The sequence below is a fragment of the Streptococcus gallinaceus genome, from assembly GCF_024170225.1.
Lineage (GTDB): Bacteria > Bacillota > Bacilli > Lactobacillales > Streptococcaceae > Streptococcus > Streptococcus gallinaceus.
On record NZ_JALJXU010000004.1, the window covers coordinates 83,589 to 100,538 of the forward strand.

Here is a 16,950-nt window from a genome sequence, read left to right on the forward strand (position 1 = left end):
ATGGCAGTAGAAAAAATTTCTCCAGGAATGCAGCAGTATCTGGATATCAAAGCTAATCATCCAGATGCTTTTTTGCTTTTCCGAATGGGTGACTTTTACGAGCTTTTTTATGACGATGCGGTGGAAGCAGCACAGATTTTGGAGTTGACACTCACAAGTCGTAATAAAAATGCAGAAAATCCAATTCCTATGGCGGGGGTTCCCTACCATGCTGCCCAGCAGTATATTGATACCTTGGTCGAGCTGGGTCACAAGGTGGCCATCGCCGAGCAGATGGAAGATCCCAAGACAGCTATCGGTGTCGTTAAGCGCGAGGTGGTACAGATTGTCACACCTGGTACGGTTGTAGATTCTCTCAAGCCCGATGCGGAAAGTAATTTTTTGGTGGCGATTGATAAGCAGGGGGCGAGCTATGCCTTGGCTTATATGGATGTGGCTACGGGTCAATTTTACGTGACGAGTTTGACGGATTTTGCCAGCGTATGCAGTGAGATTCGCAATCTTCGTGCTAGAGAAGTGGTCCTTGGCTATGCTTTATCAGAGAGCGAAGAAGACATTCTATCGCGTCAGATGAATCTTCTCTTGTCGGTCGAGTTGGAGGCTCTGGAAGATGATCAGCTTCTAGATCAATCCTTGATTGCTTTGGAAAAAGCTGTCGCGGGTAAATTGTTGAGCTATGTACATCGGACTCAGTTGCGGGATTTGATTCACCTACAGAAGGTGGCCCGCTATGAAATCAAAGACTTTGTGCAAATGGATTTTGCTACAAAGTCGAGTCTGGATCTGCTGGAAAATGCCCGAACAGGAAAAAAACACGGCAGTCTTTATTGGTTTTTAGATGAAACCAAGACAGCGATGGGCTTACGTCTCTTGCGTGCTTGGATTGACAGACCCCTGATTGATCAGGAGAAAATCCAGCAGAGACAAGATATTGTTCAGGTATTTTTAGACCACTTTTTTGAGAGAAGCGATTTGACGGAAAGCCTCAAAGGAGTCTACGATATCGAGCGGTTAGCCAGCCGTGTGTCGTTTGGAAAGACGACTCCGAAAGACTTGTTGCAGTTGGCGCAGACTTTGGGCAATGTACCTGCTATCCGTGGAATTTTAGAACAGATTGGTCATGAAGCCTTGGGAAGCTTGGTTCTAGGATTGGACAATATTCCTGAGTTGCATGCCTTGATTAGCTCGGCTATTGACCCAGATGCACCTATGGTCATCACCGAGGGCAATATCATTCGGACAGGATTTGATGAAACTCTGGACCAGTATCGCCTTGTACTCCGTGAAGGGACGAGTTGGATTGCAGAGATTGAAGCCAAGGAACGTGAGAATTCAGGTATTCATAACCTGAAAATTGATTACAATAAAAAAGATGGCTACTACTTCCACGTGACCAATTCAAATCTAGGCAGTGTGCCAGACCACTTTTTCCGAAAAGCAACCCTGAAAAATTCTGAGCGCTATGGTACGGAGGAGTTGGCCAAGGTCGAGGGTCAGATGCTAGAGGCACGTGAGAAATCTGCCAGCTTGGAATACGATATTTTCATGCGTATTCGACAAGAGGTGGAAAAATACATCGGCCGCTTGCAAGCACTAGCGCAGACCATTGCGACTGTCGATGTTCTGCAAGCTTTTGCGGTTGTTGCGGAGCGCCAACACCTCATTCGACCAAGATTTACAGCTGAGCGTAAGATTGCCATTCGTGATGGACGTCATGCGGTTGTGGAAAAAGTGATGGGAGCTCAGTCTTACATTCCTAATTCCATTTTCTTGGACAAGACGACTCACATGCAGCTAATTACAGGGCCAAATATGTCAGGGAAATCAACCTACATGCGGCAGTTGGCAGTTATAGTTGTATTGGCCCAGATTGGAGCCTATGTCCCAGCCCAGGAAGCAGTCTTGCCGGTATTTGATGCGATTTTCACACGGATTGGAGCAGCAGATGATCTGGTGAGCGGTCAATCGACCTTTATGGTGGAGATGATGGAGGCCAACAAGGCCATTCGCCTAGCAACGGACAAATCATTGATTTTGTTTGATGAGTTGGGACGTGGGACCGCGACTTATGACGGGATGGCTCTCGCCCAGTCAATTATCGAGTATATCCATGACCGGATTGGGGCAAAGACATTATTTGCGACCCATTACCATGAGTTGACAGCCTTGAGTGATAGCCTGCCTCAGCTGGAAAATGTACATGTGTCGACCTTGGAGCAAGATGGTCAGGTGACCTTCCTCCATAAGATTGCCCCGGGACCTGCGGATAAGTCCTACGGGATTCATGTCGCGAAAATTGCCGGTATGCCGGAAGATTTGCTGATGCGTGCAGGAACCATTCTTGAAACCTTGGAAAATCAAGGACAAGAAGCTCCTGTCCAAACTCAGTCGTTTCCAGTTCAGCAGCTGGACCTTTTTGACAATCCAGAACATCCCGTTTTGGATAGATTGCGTCAGCTGGATGTCTTTAACATGACCCCACTTGAAGCTATGAATGCTTTGGCAGAATTGAAAAAAGAAATTTAGAACCCCACTTAGTCGGGGTTTTTGCCATATAGAAGGCAAAATAGACCACATGGCTGAGAGCTATTGCAATGGCTCTAGGAATAGTGTTTAATAGTGTCAGAAGGGAGATGAAGGAATGAAAGTAAATCTACAAATAGACCAAGGATTAACAGAAGATAGGGTACGGATTGAGGCGAGAGAACTGAGCGATGATGTGACCAAGCTAGTAGACTACATCAAGCAACTTGGCGAGACTCCTCAGCTAACTGTTCGTCGAGGAGAGGACATTCATTTTCTGCCGATTACGGATATCTATCAACTCTATCTTGCAGACAAAGTTCTCTATGCCAAGACAGAGAAGGAAGAATTCACATCTCACCTACGACTTTATCAGGCATCGGAGCTGTTACCGAGAGATTTTTTACAAATTTCTCAATCAGAAATTATCAATTTAAGGTATTTGGACCATCTGAGCCTAACGGGGAATGGCTTGGTAAAAATCGTCTTAAAAAACGGCGCAGTAACCTATTCCTCTCGCCGTTATCTCAAACAAATTAAGGAGGCCATCGGACTATGAAAAAATATCTTTTAGCTGCTTCAGCAGGCGCAAGTATTGGCACCATCTTTTCACTGGTAAATTCATTTGCTTATGCAGATAGTAACTACATGCCCGTCAATCCATTTTCAACCTTCGGAGCCTACTACACGACTCATTTTAGCCCAGCCTTGACCATGCTGATTGCGGTTAGTCTTTGGGCTTTGATTGGTGTCTTGTTCCAAGCAGCCAGTATTGTTTTTGAACAAGATTGGAGCTTACTCCAGATGAATGTGGTGCACTTTATTGTCACTTCATTGGGGATGCTGGCGTGTGCCATCTTAGGAGGTTGGTTTCAAGTTTACTGGCTCAATATTTTCTGGTTCTTCATTGAATTTAGCCTGATTTACGCTCTGGTTTATGCCATTAACTACTGGCAAATGAAGCGGAGTGTCTCAGAGATCAACCAGACCTTGGAAAAGTAAGGGATTTCTGTTATAATGAGAAAAAAAGGAGGTTTTCATGAAGATTATTCGAGCAGTATTTTACGGATTTTTCTTGCTATTCAATCTCCTCTATCTCTGCTACAATATCAGCCAAGGATTTGATTGGTCGAGTGCCCTAGTTCCATTTCTCATCACCATTTTTTGTGGGGCAAATCTCTATTTTCTATGGAAAAATTGGGGACAGTCTAAGTAAAGACTGTTCTCTTTCTTTTTGCTATAATAGTCCTAATTAGAAATGAGAGTTTTATGTCAACAATTATTGAATTACCAGAAATTTTAGCCAACCAAATTGCAGCAGGAGAAGTGATAGAACGCCCTGCTAGCGTAGTCAAGGAACTGATGGAAAATGCCATTGATGCGGGAGCTAATCAGATTACAGTATCCATCAAAGAAGCAGGTCTTCAGCTGATTGAGATTATCGACAACGGCGAAGGGATTGCTCCAGATGAGGTAAATCTAGCCTTGCGTCGCCATGCCACCAGTAAAATAAAAAGTCAAGCCGACCTCTTTCGTATTCGGACTTTGGGTTTTCGTGGGGAGGCTCTGCCGTCTATCGCCTCAGTGAGTCGTCTCAGCATTGAGACAGCAACAGCCCAGCATCAGCACGGTGTTAAGCTGGAGTCGGCGGCCGGCCGCGTTGAGCACGAAGCACCTATTAGTCGCGCAGTTGGGACTCAGATTCGCGTAGAAGATTTGTTTTTCAACACTCCGGCGCGTCTCAAGTATATCAAGAGCCAGCAAGCGGAGTTGGCGCATATTGTCGATGTGGTCAATCGTCTCGGTTTGGCGCATCCAGAGGTTGCCTTCACTTTGATCAATGACGGTCGTGAACTGTTGAAAACAGCTGGTACAGGTGACTTACGACAAGCCATTGCAGGGGTGTACGGCATTTCATCTGCTAAAAAAATGGTTGAAATTAGTGGAGAAGACCTAGATTTTCAAGTATCGGGCTATGTGTCTCTGCCAGAATTGACACGTGCGAATCGAAATTACATCAGTATTTTTATCAATGGTCGCTACATTAAAAATTTCTTGCTCAATCGTGCGATTTTAGATGGGTACGGTTCGAAGTTGATGGTTGGTCGTTTTCCACTTGCTATCATTGACATTCAAATTGACCCATATCTAGCGGATGTCAATGTCCATCCGACCAAGCAGGAAGTCCGGATCTCAAAAGAAAAAGAACTGATGCAGGTCATTCGTGAAGCGATTGCTGCTGCTTTGAAAGAGCAGGAGTTGATTCCAGATGCTTTGGAAAATCTAGCTAAATCTAGCACTCGTCGTGCTGAAAAACCAGTCCAAACTAGCCTTCCCTTGCAACAAACTAACCTTTATTATGACTCTCAGAGACAAGACTTCTTTGTAAAAGAGCCAGTGGTTGAGGAGAGCCGAGCAAGTTTTCAAGTGCTTGACAACTCTGTCAACTCCATTGACAGTACGGTTGACAAGTCAAGTGCGGTCAAGCAAGCCCAACGCCCAGAGACGGTGGTAGATGATGAACACGAAAACTTGGATTTTGCAAACAAGGCCAAACTACAAAAAATGCTCGATAGCCTAGAAAATGAGGAAACATCTACTTTCCCAGAATTGGACTACTTCGGTCAGATGCATGGGACCTATTTATTCGCCCAAGGAAAGGGTGGTCTCTACATCATTGACCAGCATGCGGCTCAAGAGCGGGTCAAGTATGAATATTATCGTGAAAAAATTGGAGAAGTTGACAGCTCTTTACAGCAACTTTTAGTGCCCTATTTATTTGAATTTTCACCATCAGATGCCATCCAATTACAGGAAAAAATGACTCTACTAGAGGAAGTAGGTATCTTCTTACAACCTTACGGAAATCATACGTTTATCCTACGTGAACATCCTATCTGGATGAAAGAGGAAGAGATTGAGTCAGGCATTTACGAGATGTGTGATATGCTCCTCTTGACCAATGAAGTTTCTGTCAAAAAGTATCGTGCAGAGTTGGCCATTATGATGAGTTGTAAACGGTCGATTAAAGCCAATCATACTTTAGATGACTACTCAGCCCGAGATTTGCTAGTGCAGTTGGCTCAATGTAAAAACCCCTACAATTGCCCGCACGGACGGCCTGTCTTGGTTCATTTTACAAGTGGAGATATGGAAAAAATGTTCCGTCGGATCCAAGAAAACCACACTAGCCTAAGGGAGTTGGGGAAATATTAAGTTGACAATGTTGTCAACCGACATTACAAGTAACTGCTAAGGCATTTTGTAGTAGATTTTTAAGAGAAAGAGATATCATGAAAGAGTTTTTTGCCCTACCAAGGCAATTACAGTTGCGAGAGCTACTGCGATTTATTTCAATTACGGTTAGTTCAGCTATTTTTCCATTTATGGCCATGTATTATGTTAGCTATTTTGGTAATTTGATGACAGGCTTTCTTATTATCTTGACACAATTATCCGGATTTTTTGCGACCTTATACGGTGGACACTTGTCCGATGCATGGGGACGTAAAAAAGTGGTTGACCTAGGCTCACTTTTGGCAGTTTTGGGTTGGGCGGTTACAGTTGTTGCCAATCTACCCCATCACGTCTTGCCACAGCTGACTTTTGCTGGGATATTGATGATTGAGATTGCTCACCAATTTTATTCTCCCGCCTATGAGGCCATGACCGTTGACTTGACAGATGAGCACAATCGGCGCTTCGTCTATACCATTGGCTACTGGCTGATCAATATTGCGGTTATGCTGGGAGCGGGAATCGCAGGGCTATTTTATGACCGTTATTTCTTTCAACTTTTGCTTGTGCTATTGATGATTTCGGTCATCTGCCTTTTGGTAGCTCATTTTTGTTTTGATGAGACAAGACCAGACGGTATGACCTTCGAGCATGGGCACGGCTTATTTTCAACCTTTAAAAATTACCGTCAAGTATTGGTAGATAAACCATTTGTTATCTATACCTTAGGGAGCATTGGGACTAGCGTTGTTTGGCTTCAGGTAGACAATTTTTTCTCGGTTAATCTTAAGCTAAATTTTCAAGAAATCGTTCTCTTCGGCCAGACCATTACAGGTGCCAAGATGCTGAGTATTGCAGTGTTTACCAATACATTTTTGATTGTCTTTTTGATGACAACAGTCAATCGTTGGACTAAAAAGTGGCCACTACTTCATCAGCTGACCATCGGAAGTGTCATTTGTGCTGTTGGAATGTTTTTGAATATCTCTTTCAACAGTTTCTGGCTTTTATTGTTTTCTATGATTGGATTTACCTTTGGGGAGATGATCAACGTTCCAGCCAGTCAAGTTTTGCGAGCTGACATGATGAATCAAGATAAGATAGGCTCCTACTCAGGTTTTCTATCGATTACTCAGCCGATTGCCAGTATTATCGCAGGTAGTATGGTTTCGCTCAGCCATTTTACAGGAAAAATCGGTGTTCAGATTAGTTTACTACTCTTAGCAAGTACGGGTCTGTGGCTTATTTTAAAAGCAGCGCACATGCGCCATATTCAAGATTAAGGAGAGAAGATGTACGATTATATCAAAGGGAAATTAAGTAAAATTACTGCCAAGTATATCGTGGTAGAAACGGGTGGTTTGGGCTATATTATCAATGTTGCCAACCCCTATTCGTTTTCAGACCAGATGCAGCAGGAGGTTCAGATTTACCTGCACCAAGTGATCCGTGAGGATGCTCACCTGCTTTTTGGATTTCATACAGAAGAGGAAAAAGACGTCTTTCTCAAACTGATATCCGTTTCAGGGATTGGTCCGACAACAGCGCTTGCGATTGTAGCAGTAGATGACAATGCAGGGCTTGTGGCTGCCATCGACAACAGCGACATCAAGTACCTCATGAAATTCCCTAAAATCGGCAAGAAGACAGCTCAGCAGATGATTCTAGACTTGGCTGGTAAGTTTGTCGAAGCACCGGTGGAAAATGGCAAAGCTACGAAAGCACTGGCGGCAGGCAACCAGGAGCTGGACGACGCCATGGAGGCCCTACTGGCTCTGGGTTACAAAGCCGCCGAGCTCAAGAAAATCCGCACCTTCTTTGAAGGCACCAACGAGACAGCTGACAAGTATATCAGCTCTAGCTTGAAAATGCTGATGAAGGGATAGCTATGACTAGATGTTCGTGGGTAAAAATTGACAATCTCCTTTATGTTGCCTACCATGATAAGGAATGGGGAAAACCTCTCCATGAGGAGCAAGCACTGTTTGAACTTCTTTGTTTGAAAACCTATCAGGCTGGTCTATCTTGGGAAACGGTGCTCAATAAACGTGCCGCCTTTCGTCAAGCTTTTCACAATTACGATATTAAAAAAGTCGCTCAAATGACGAACCAAGACTTGGATGCCTTACTAGACAATCCGTCGATTATCCGCCACCGAGCCAAACTATATGCTACCCGAGCCAATGCGCAGGCATTTTTGAAAGTACAGGCAGAGTTTGGAACTTTTGACCGTTTCATCTGGTCCTATGTTAATGGTCAGCCGCGGGTAAATACCGTAGTAGATTATCATCAAGTACCAGCCCAAACAGCCCTCTCCCAACAAATCTCAAAAGACCTGAAAAAACGAGGCTTTAAGTTTGTCGGTCTCGTCTGCATTTATTCCTTTATGCAGGCAACGGGCTTGATTAATGACCATGAAGATGAGTGTGAGTGGAAGTGAAATTTACTCAAGAAAGAGTGGTGAAAATAGCTATTTTGCTATTTTTTTTGTTACAATGAAATCAATTTACGAATAGTTTGTGTGAGGAGGTCAAGATGAAAGCAGAAATCATTGCGGTTGGGACGGAGATTCTGACAGGTCAGATTGTCAATACAAACACCCAATTTTTATCTGAAAAATTTGCAGAATTGGGGATTGATGTTTATTTCCAAACGGCTGTCGGAGACAATGAAGAACGACTCTTGTCCATATTAGGGATTGCCAGTAAGCGGAGTGATTTAGTCGTGCTCTGTGGAGGGCTAGGTCCGACGGCTGACGATTTGACTAAGCAGACTTTGGCCAAGTTTTTGGAGAAAGAATTGGTATTTGACAATCAAGCTATGGAAAAGCTCGATCAATTTTTTGTCAGTCGTTCAGGTCGTCTTCGTACACCAAATAATGATAGGCAAGCTCAGTTGGTTGAGGGAAGTATTCCATTGCAAAATCCAACTGGATTAGCAGTTGGTGGCATCATTGAGCAAGAAGGTGTTCGTTATATCCTCTTGCCAGGCCCACCTAGTGAATTAAAGCCTATGTTTACACAAAGTTTACAGCCCATCTTGGCTGAAAAAGGGAGTCAGCTTTATTCAAGGGTATTGCGTTTCTTTGGGATTGGTGAGAGTCAGCTGGTGACTGTTTTGGAAGATATGATTGAGAATCAGACAGACCCAACGCTTGCCCCTTATGCAAAAATCGGCGAAGTCACCCTGCGTATCTCTACCAAAGCTAGTAGCTTTGAGGAAGCTACGGTCAAGCTAGATGCTTACGAGGCAGAGATTTTGAGTCAGGATAAGTTGACAGATTACCTCTATGGTTACGGCGAAGAAAATAGTTTAGCCAAAGTGATAGTGGCTGAATTAGCCTCTGCTGGGCAGACCCTTGCAGTTGCAGAAAACTTGACAGCAGGTTTACTACAGTATCAACTTGCCAGTGTAGAGACAGATACGACTGTATTTGAGGGCGGTCGAGTCCTTTCTGTAGCCCTTTATGGCAAAGATGCCGCTCAATCTCATGCAGACTTGATTCGCCAGCAAACAGGAGCTAGTCTAGGTTTAGCGCTCTTTGGAGAGTTTTTACCCTCAGCGCAGGAAAATCTTCAACGAGTTCGTCTTTCTTTGGCGATTTCTAGTGAAAAAGGCAGCCAAGCTCAGTCTGTTGATATAGGAGGATATGCCTTGCCACAACTAAGAGAAATTGCCTGCCTACATGCTTTGGACTATATGCGTAAGAGTTTCTAAACGAGTAAAAAAATGCTATAATAATTAAATTGAATAGAAATAGGAGACATGATTTTGGCTAAAAAACCTAGCAAAAAATTAGAAGATATTACAAAAAAATTCGGCGATGAGCGTAAGAAGGCTCTGGATGACGCCCTAAAATCAATTGAAAAAGATTTTGGTAAGGGTTCTATCATGCGTCTTGGTGAACGTGCGGAGCAAAAAGTTCAAGTTATGAGCTCAGGTAGCTTGTCAATTGATATCGCTCTTGGTGCAGGTGGTTATCCTAAAGGGCGTATCGTCGAGATTTATGGACCTGAAAGCTCAGGTAAGACAACTGTCGCTCTTCACGCAGTAGCACAATGTCAAAAAGAGGGCGGAATTGCAGCCTTTATCGATGCGGAGCATGCACTTGATCCAGCTTATGCAGCTGCTTTGGGGGTTAACATTGATGAGTTGCTCTTGTCACAGCCAGATTCAGGAGAACAAGGCCTTGAAATCGCTGGTAAGTTGATTGACTCTGGAGCGGTTGACTTAGTAGTTGTTGACTCTGTAGCAGCACTTGTACCACGTGCAGAGATTGATGGTGACATCGGTGATAGCCACGTTGGTTTGCAAGCGCGTATGATGAGCCAAGCTATGCGTAAATTGGGTGCGTCTATCAACAAAACAAAAACGATTGCGATCTTTATTAACCAATTGCGTGAAAAAGTTGGCGTTATGTTTGGTAATCCAGAAACAACACCTGGTGGACGTGCTTTGAAATTCTACGCCTCTGTTCGTATTGATGTTCGTGGAAATACGCAAATCAAGGGTACTGGTGATCAAAGGGATACCAATGTTGGTAAGGAAACCAAAGTCAAAATCGTGAAGAACAAGGTGGCGCCTCCATTTAAGGAAGCCGTTGTGGAAATCATGTACGGTGAAGGAATCTCACGTACGGGTGAATTGATTGAGATCGGAAGTAATCTCGGTATTATCAATAAGGCTGGTGCCTGGTATTCTTACAATGGTGAGAAGATTGGTCAAGGTTCTGAAAATGCTAAGAAATTCTTGGCAGATAATCCAGCTATCTTTGATGAAATTGATCGTAAAATCCGTATTCACTATGGTTTGATTGAAGAAGATGCATCACCTAGTGTTGAAGTAGCAGAAGAAGTTGTGGCAGAACAAGACTTGGTCTTAGACCTTGATGGTGGTATCGAATTAGAAGATTAACCAACTGACCAGAGATTTTTCGGGAATCTCTGGTTTTTGCTTGACAAAACGCTAAAAAAGTTATAAATAGGTCTCCAGACCGAGTTCATTTGTGATATAATGGTCTATAATGTATTTAGTATAGGTAGCAAAGGAGATACTACATTGATTAAAATTTATACTGTATCTAGTTGCACGAGTTGTAAAAAAGCTAAAAATTGGTTAAATGCTCACCAATTATCTTATAACGAGCATAATCTTGGCAAAGAATCCATCACAAAAGAAGAAATTCTACGAATTTTGGCCAAAACAGAAAACGGCATTGCCAGCATCGTATCGTCTAAAAACCGCTATGCCAAGAGTTTGAACTGTGATATCGAAGAATTAAGTGTCAATGAGGTGATTGACCTCATCACGGAAAATCCTCGTATTCTAAAAAGTCCGATTCTGATTGACGAAAAACGTCTGCAAGTGGGCTACAAAGAAGACGATATTCGAGCATTTTTGCCTCGTTCTGTACGGAATGTTGAAAATGCTCAAGCGCGTATGCGAGCAGCTTTGTAATGAAGTGAGCAGTCTGAAACAATCAGACTGTTTTCTTTTCCAAATGATGCCCTATCATTGAAAGCGCTGATAAAATGTGCTATAATAGACTGTAAAATAGATTGAAGGAAGGTGTAAGTATGGGATTCACTGAAGAAACAGTTCGTTTCCGTTTGGATGATGGTAATAAGCAAGAGATTAGTCAAACATTGACAAATGTTTACAGCTCTCTAAATGAAAAAGGTTACAACCCTATAAATCAAATCGTTGGTTATGTATTGAGTGGAGATCCAGCTTATATCCCTCGTTACAACGATGCTCGGAATCAAATCCGTAAATATGAACGTGATGAGATTGTTGAAGAGTTGGTTCGTTTCTACCTGAAAGAAAACGGGATTGATTTATAATGAGAATCATGGGATTAGACGTTGGTTCTAAGACGGTTGGGGTAGCCATTTCCGATCCATTAGGCTTTACAGCCCAAGGGTTAGAGATTATTCCAATTAATGAAGACCAAGGTGAGTTTGGGTTTGAGCGTTTAGCGGATCTTGTGAAAAACTATAAGGTCGATAAGTTCGTGGTCGGTTTACCTAAGAATATGAACAATACGAGCGGTCCTCGTGTCGAAGCCAGTCAGGCTTACGGCGATAAACTCATCGAATTGTTTGGTTTGTCAGTAGATTACCAAGACGAGCGTCTGACGACGGTTGCTGCGGAGCGGATGTTGATTGAACAAGCAGATATCAGCCGCGGAAAGCGTAAAAAGGTTATTGATAAATTAGCTGCTCAGTTGATTTTACAAAATTATTTAGATAGAACATTTTAAGGAGGCCACCATGGCACACAATCATGAACACGACCACAATCACGACGAACGTGAGTTGATTACATTGGTTGACGACCAAGGTAATGAGACATTATTTGAAATTCTTTTGACAATTGATGGTCAAGAAGAATTTGGTAAAAACTACGTTCTCTTGATTCCTGCAAGTGCGGAAGAAGATGAAAACGGTGAAGTTGAAATTCAAGCCTACTCATTTATCGAAAATGAAAACGGTACTGAAGGCGACCTGCAACCAATCCCAGAAGATGCAACAGCAGAATGGGACATGATCGAAGAAGTATTCAACAGCTTCTTAGACGAAGAAGAATAAAAGAAAGAGCGGTTATACCGCCTTTTTTGTTTTGTAGACCTAGGCGTCAAAATTGACACTCTTTTACGTCCTATACTACAATAATAATTGTACAAATAGAAATGGAGGCTTGTAAATGAAACGAAGAGGTTTAATTTTATTGCTCGCTGCAACAGCGATATTCTTGGGAGCTTGTGATGACCGTGAGGTAGGTCACTCAGCAGCTAGTAGCCAAGTCAGAAGTTCCCAGTCATCCAGCACTACTGCGACAGACATTGATGGAACTTATATTTTGGAAGAGATGGACGAAACCAAGACTTTGACAATTTCCAAAGGGCAAGGTAGTTTAGAAACGCTTGAAAAAGATGGAGAAAAAGAAGTTGAGCAAGTGACGGTTGATACGGCTAAGAACCAACTCCGTATCGGCGAGGACTATCATACTTATCGGTTGGAAGGGGACAAATTAACCTTGACAGAAGACGATGGAGAGGCTTCTATTTATCAGAAAAAATAAGGGCTGCCTTCGGGCAGTTTTTTTCGAATAAATAGGTATGAAGAGTGAACAAAAGACAAATAAAGAAGAGTATCCTGGGAAGAAATGGCTAACTTTCCGTGAATTGGAGCGCTATGCTAAATTGCATCTCAAATCAGAGAGAAAATGACAGACATCAGACTTTTTGGTATAATGAATTCATTACACCAAGGAGAGTAACATGACAGAAATCGATACAGTAGGAACAGAAAATCTGTCCAGACGTTCACAGAAAAGAGGACGACGTCGTCGTGAGACAGTTGAATCTGAATCTTTTAATCATGAATTTAAGAAAAATCTAGTACCGGGTCGCTTTTTTCCGGCTCTACTATGGAGTCTCATCCTTAGTTTTTTGAGTGTGGGCAATCCTTTATTTACAGGATTGGCTAATAATCTTCAGACTCATACCCTGTATGCGGGAATGGCTATGAAAGCCGGTCAGAGTCCCTACGGAGACTTCTTCAGTAACAATGGTCTTCTGTACCATCTGTTGACTTTCTTAGGCACGTTTCTAGGAAATCCACTGGTGCTCGTCGGATTACAGTTTATCGCCTTGGTGATCGCGGGTGTCTACTTCTACAAATTAATGGCCTATTTTAGCCAAAGCCGTGAAACGGCCACTCAGTTGAGTGTGTGGTTTTACCTGTTTGTACTGGCCTTGGGCTTTGGTGGTCTCTATGCAACCATTTTTGCCTTGCCATTTGTGTTGACCAGCCTTTGGTTTTTGGTTCGTTATTTTGAAAATGCGGTGCGGGACGAGGCTTTCATCCTGTACGGAATTGATGCAGCCTTGGTCTTCATGATTTATCCAAAGAGTGTGATCTTGTGGATTGTGGCGAGCTTAGTTTTATTCGTTTACAATATTCGCTATGGTCGTAAAGCGCGCGCTGTCTACCAATTTTTGGCAAGTTTATTTGGCTTCTTACTTATAATATACTCTGTTGGTTACTATACCTTCGTGAAGCAGATATTGGGTGTGGCCATCTCTCAGACATTCTTTTACAATCTGCAGTTGAATTTCATGTCTGCAACGATATTGTGGGTTGCAGGGATTGTCTTGTTGATCTTGTTCCTGACTGGCTTCCTGAAGAATTTTATCATGGCCTTGGCTTCTATGGCGTCTGGTAAGCATTTGGCTATCAAGATGGTTGTTATTTTAACCTTCTTGGTGCAAATTGTCTTTATTTTAGGCAATCCAGTGATTGATTTGAGTCAATTTATTTTATTGTTGCCTTGTGGTTTTGTCATGGCCCTTTCCTCTGTGGAGGAGAAAAAGGAAAGTCTTGATCTGGAAGAGTTGATGATTGAGGAGGAAGAAAAGCCTGCTCCCTACAGCTATCTTCGCTCACAATTTTTCCTTCCGATACTCGTGTGCTTGTTTATCCCAATGCAGCCAGTTTTGGCATTTGCCTTGGACGGTCAAGTGGCGAAGGAACGTACAGAGGTGGCCAGCTACATTAAGACTCATGCGGATAAAGATGCGGAGATTTACAGCTGGGATAACAGTGCGGAGGTCTATCTTGATTCAGGTCATCTTTCATCCTCTCGGTTTATTGCTGCCCAGCCATATTTGACAAATGAGGCTAAAACTGCTTTTGATTATGATTTGAACAATGGCAAGGCACAATATGTGGTGGTCAATAAAGGGATTTCCTTGCCAGAAAAACTCAAATCTGTCTTGCAGGATAACTACGAAAAAGAGGACTTAAGCACCTCACATCTTACGCTTTATAAAAAGAAATAAGTGAAAAAGGCTGTGAAAACAGTCTTTTCTTTTATATTTGCAATTCCTATATATTGTATAAAATATTTATTTTTTATTTTTTTTACACAATATATTGATTTATTTTTTTAAAGTGGTAGACTAGATATCAGTAAGTTAAAGGAGAAATGATATGGAAAATGTAGTAGTTGCAGTACAAGATTTACCATCAGTTGTCATCAAGCGGGATGGCCGTCGGGTGGCTTTTGACGAGGATAAGATTTACGAGGCTTTGCTGAAAGCGACTGCGGAAGTGGTTCCCATGTCTCCGTTAATGGAAGTGAAATTAAAGGGTATCTGTGACCGCGTTATCGCAGAGATTTCGGATCGCTTCCCACAAAATATCAAGATTTACGAGATTCAAAATATCGTGGAACACGAGCTCTTGCAGGCAAATGAATACGCCATTGCCAACGAGTATATCCATTATCGTACCAAGCGTGATTTTGAACGGGCAAAGGCGACCGATATCAATTTTACGATTGATAAATTGCTCAACAAAGACCAGACTGTCGTCAACGAAAATGCTAACAAAGATAGCGACGTCTTTAACACGCAACGTGACTTGACCGCAGGCATTGTCGGTAAATCGATCGGTCTAAAAATGTTGCCTGCCCATGTGGCTAATGCACATCAAAAGGGCGATATTCACTATCATGACTTGGATTATAGTCCGTATACGCCTATGACCAACTGCTGTCTCATAGATTTCAAAGGCATGTTGGCCAACGGTTTTAAGATTGGGAATGCTGAGGTCGAGAGTCCCAAGTCTATCCAAACTGCGACAGCGCAAATCTCACAAATTATCGCAAATGTTGCCTCTAGTCAGTACGGTGGTTGTACTGCTGACCGAATTGATGAATTTTTAGCACCTTATGCGGAGCTGAATTATCAGAAGCACCTCAAGGATGCGGAAGTTTGGGTGGCTGAGGATAAGCGGGAAGAGTATGCGCGTGCTAAGACGCGTAAAGATATCTATGATGCTATGCAGTCCTTAGAATATGAGATCAACACTCTCTTTACTTCCAATGGTCAAACGCCCTTCACCTCGCTCGGTTTTGGTCTTGGTACCAACTGGTTTGAGCGCGAGATTCAAAAAGCCATCTTGGAAATTCGGATTAAGGGATTGGGGTCAGAACACCGTACGGCTATCTTTCCGAAGTTGATTTTCACAGTTAAACGTGGACTCAATCTTGAGCCGGATTCGCCCAACTATGACATCAAACAATTAGCTTTGGAGTGCGCGACCAAGCGCATGTACCCAGACATGTTGTCCTATGATAAGATTATTGACTTGACAGGTTCCTTTAAGGCACCTATGGGTTGTCGTTCATTTTTACAAGGCTGGAAGGATGAAAACGGCCTAGAAGTCAACTCTGGTCGAATGAATCTTGGGGTTGTGACGGTCAATCTTCCACGAATCGCCTTGGAATCCAAAGGGGACATGGATAAGTTTTGGGATATTTTCAAGGAACGGATGGCAATTGCAAAAGATGCTCTGGTCTACCGTGTAGAACGTGTTAAAGAAGCGACGCCAGCCAACGCACCAATTTTGTATCAATACGGCGCATTTGGCAATCGCCTTGGGAAATACGACAACGTAGACGACCTCTTTAGACATCGTCGCGCAACGGTTTCGCTGGGCTATATCGGCCTTTACGAGGTGGCAACAGTCTTTTATGGTGGTGATTGGGAGAAAAATGAGGTTGCAAAAGACTTCACCGTTGACATCGTTCGTCAGATGAAGGAACTCTGTGCGGATTGGTCTGATGAATACGATTATCACTTCTCGGTCTACTCAACGCCATCTGAAAGTTTGACAGACCGCTTCTGTCGCTTGGATGCGGAGAAATTTGGACCAGTTGCAGACATCACGGACAAGGAATATTACACCAACTCTTTCCACTACGACGTGCGCAAGAATCCGACGCCATTTGAAAAATTGGACTTTGAAAAGGTGTATCCAGAAGCGGGTGCCAGTGGCGGCTTTATCCACTATTGCGAGTACCCTGTCTTGCAGCAAAATCCCAAAGCTTTGGAAGCCGTTTGGGACTATGCCTATGACCGTGTCGGTTATTTGGGAACCAATACACCGATTGATCGCTGTTACAAGTGCGATTTTGAAGGCGATTTTGAGCCAACAGAGCGTGGTTTTAAGTGCCCAAATTGTGGCAACACCGATCCTAAAACCGTCGATGTGGTCAAACGTACCTGCGGCTATCTGGGCAATCCTCAGGCTCGTCCAATGGTAAACGGACGCCACAAGGAAATCTCAGCCCGTGTTAAACACATGAATGGGTCAACGATTAAAACACCAGGAAATTAGA

The 16,950-nt window shown here is 43.1% G+C and carries 17 protein-coding genes; all 17 read left to right on the forward strand.

The features are described from left to right. The 17 genes from mutS to nrdD all read left to right on the forward strand — a co-directional run bounded on the left by mutS (position 1) and on the right by nrdD (position 16,949). Positions 1-2,526, forward strand: coding sequence for a DNA mismatch repair protein MutS (gene mutS / locus J2T50_RS05875; protein WP_253364670.1), 2,526 nt, complete (start codon positions 1-3; stop codon positions 2,524-2,526). A 115-nt stretch (positions 2,527-2,641) separates the two neighbouring features. Continuing rightward, positions 2,642-3,082 carry a LytTR family DNA-binding domain-containing protein gene (locus J2T50_RS05880; protein WP_253364672.1) on the forward strand — a complete coding sequence of 147 codons (441 nt, stop codon included), beginning with the start codon at positions 2,642-2,644 and terminating at the stop codon, positions 3,080-3,082. Next, complete coding sequence (locus J2T50_RS05885) at positions 3,079-3,525, forward strand: DUF3021 domain-containing protein (RefSeq protein WP_253364674.1); 447 nt, start codon at positions 3,079-3,081, stop codon at positions 3,523-3,525. The genes J2T50_RS05880 and J2T50_RS05885 overlap by 4 nt, the downstream gene beginning before the upstream one ends. A 37-nt stretch (positions 3,526-3,562) precedes the next feature. Next, positions 3,563-3,739, forward strand: coding sequence for a hypothetical protein (locus J2T50_RS05890; RefSeq protein WP_253364676.1), 177 nt, complete (start codon positions 3,563-3,565; stop codon positions 3,737-3,739). Positions 3,740-3,792: 53 nt separating this feature from the next. Continuing rightward, positions 3,793-5,739: a DNA mismatch repair endonuclease MutL gene (mutL, locus tag J2T50_RS05895; RefSeq protein WP_253364681.1), complete on the forward strand. Its 1,947-nt coding sequence runs from the start codon at positions 3,793-3,795 to the stop codon at positions 5,737-5,739. A gap of 77 nt (positions 5,740-5,816) precedes the next feature. Then, the gene (locus J2T50_RS05900; RefSeq protein WP_253364683.1) at positions 5,817-7,043 is read left to right on the forward strand and encodes an MFS transporter; all 1,227 of its coding nucleotides are present in this window, start codon (positions 5,817-5,819) and stop codon (positions 7,041-7,043) included. A gap of 9 nt (positions 7,044-7,052) precedes the next feature. Next, positions 7,053-7,646 carry a Holliday junction branch migration protein RuvA gene (gene ruvA / locus J2T50_RS05905; RefSeq protein WP_253364685.1) on the forward strand — a complete coding sequence of 198 codons (594 nt, stop codon included), beginning with the start codon at positions 7,053-7,055 and terminating at the stop codon, positions 7,644-7,646. Positions 7,647-7,648: 2 nt separating this feature from the next. Next, a complete protein-coding gene (locus tag J2T50_RS05910) occupies positions 7,649-8,200 on the forward strand; it encodes a DNA-3-methyladenine glycosylase I (RefSeq protein WP_253364687.1) in 552 nt (183 codons plus the stop codon). A 95-nt stretch (positions 8,201-8,295) separates the two neighbouring features. Further along, complete coding sequence (locus J2T50_RS05915) at positions 8,296-9,477, forward strand: competence/damage-inducible protein A (RefSeq protein WP_253364689.1); 1,182 nt, start codon at positions 8,296-8,298, stop codon at positions 9,475-9,477. Between the two features lie 54 nt (positions 9,478-9,531). After that, positions 9,532-10,674, forward strand: coding sequence for a recombinase RecA (gene recA / locus J2T50_RS05920; RefSeq protein WP_253364691.1), 1,143 nt, complete (start codon positions 9,532-9,534; stop codon positions 10,672-10,674). Between the two features lie 144 nt (positions 10,675-10,818). Continuing rightward, positions 10,819-11,217 carry a transcriptional regulator Spx gene (gene spx / locus J2T50_RS05925; RefSeq protein WP_222347529.1) on the forward strand — a complete coding sequence of 133 codons (399 nt, stop codon included), beginning with the start codon at positions 10,819-10,821 and terminating at the stop codon, positions 11,215-11,217. 119 nt (positions 11,218-11,336) lie between these two features. Next, positions 11,337-11,603 (forward strand): IreB family regulatory phosphoprotein, encoded by a 267-nt coding sequence (locus tag J2T50_RS05930; protein ID WP_253364699.1) that lies wholly within the window; start codon positions 11,337-11,339, stop codon positions 11,601-11,603. Beyond that, positions 11,603-12,022 (forward strand): Holliday junction resolvase RuvX, encoded by a 420-nt coding sequence (gene ruvX, locus J2T50_RS05935; protein WP_253364701.1) that lies wholly within the window; start codon positions 11,603-11,605, stop codon positions 12,020-12,022. Before J2T50_RS05930 ends, ruvX begins: the two co-directional genes overlap by 1 nt. Positions 12,023-12,032: 10 nt before the next feature. After that, on the forward strand, positions 12,033-12,350 hold the full coding sequence (locus tag J2T50_RS05940; protein WP_222347526.1) for a DUF1292 domain-containing protein: 318 nt from the start codon (positions 12,033-12,035) through the stop codon (positions 12,348-12,350). A 115-nt stretch (positions 12,351-12,465) separates the two neighbouring features. After that, positions 12,466-12,843, forward strand: coding sequence for a hypothetical protein (locus tag J2T50_RS05945; RefSeq protein WP_253364703.1), 378 nt, complete (start codon positions 12,466-12,468; stop codon positions 12,841-12,843). A 199-nt stretch (positions 12,844-13,042) separates the two neighbouring features. Further along, positions 13,043-14,605, forward strand: a complete 1,563-nt coding sequence (locus J2T50_RS05950; RefSeq protein ID WP_253364705.1) for a putative glycosyltransferase family protein — start codon at positions 13,043-13,045, stop codon at positions 14,603-14,605. Positions 14,606-14,756: 151 nt separating this feature from the next. Continuing rightward, complete coding sequence (gene nrdD, locus J2T50_RS05955) at positions 14,757-16,949, forward strand: anaerobic ribonucleoside-triphosphate reductase (protein ID WP_253364707.1); 2,193 nt, start codon at positions 14,757-14,759, stop codon at positions 16,947-16,949. The last annotated feature ends 1 nt before the right edge of the window (position 16,950 follow it).